The sequence below is a fragment of the Staphylococcus sp. HMSC13A10 genome, assembly GCF_001808005.1.
GTDB classification, from domain to species: domain Bacteria; phylum Bacillota; class Bacilli; order Staphylococcales; family Staphylococcaceae; genus Staphylococcus; species Staphylococcus pasteuri.
The window spans coordinates 1-671 of sequence record NZ_KV791822.1 but is presented as its reverse complement, the minus strand read 5'-3'; the positions used below and the strand labels follow the sequence as shown (position 1 = coordinate 671).

The following is a 671-nucleotide window of genomic DNA, read 5'->3' as shown; positions in this document are numbered from 1 at the left end:
TAGCCCATAGCACTTGCTCTTCGGTTCTTTTTTGCGAACTTACTTTTGTGCTCGTTACTTTTGGGTTCACTTTCGTGAACTTATATTTCTTTTATTTATCCCTCTAATTTTATATTGTTCTTTATTCGATTATATACTCTGTTTATCTCTTAATTTCCCTTTAATTTTTATTATTAATGTTTACTCAACTCCTTATTAAATGTTATATTTAATAGGTTATACTTTTTTAAATGTTATTGCGTTTTATAGTTCGTTTTAACGAACTGTTATTTTTATTACTTGATTATGGTTATAAATGTCTTTAAAACGTTGATATGACGGCATTATAAAAAGCACCATAATTAATATGGTGCTTGGTTGCTGCTTTTATTTTTTATCTAACTCTATCATCATGTCCGTGATAATTTAATGGCGTGCCTCCTAGTTGATAAAAACGGTCGTACATATAGCCTGAAAGCTCCTCAAACGCCGTATTTAAACGGTTAAATGCGTTTCTAGTACCGATATATTCACGGTCTTCTAATAACGCTCTTCTTGTATAAGCAACTTCTTTCGCAAACGCCACGTTTAAATCATATGATGCCGAGTTCCTATTTCTACTTTGAAAATACTCTAAACCTGCACTCTTAATAGGGTTTAAAAGGTCTAGAAGCGGTTGTGCGTCAGGTCTT

General features: G+C 32.2%; 1 pseudogene. It reads right to left on the bottom strand.

Annotation, left to right across the window (positions count from 1 at the left end):
- Nucleotides 1-373: 373 nt before the first annotated feature.
- Nucleotides 374-671 (bottom strand): annotated as a pseudogene (locus HMPREF3125_RS00005) (hypothetical protein); the annotation flags it as partial.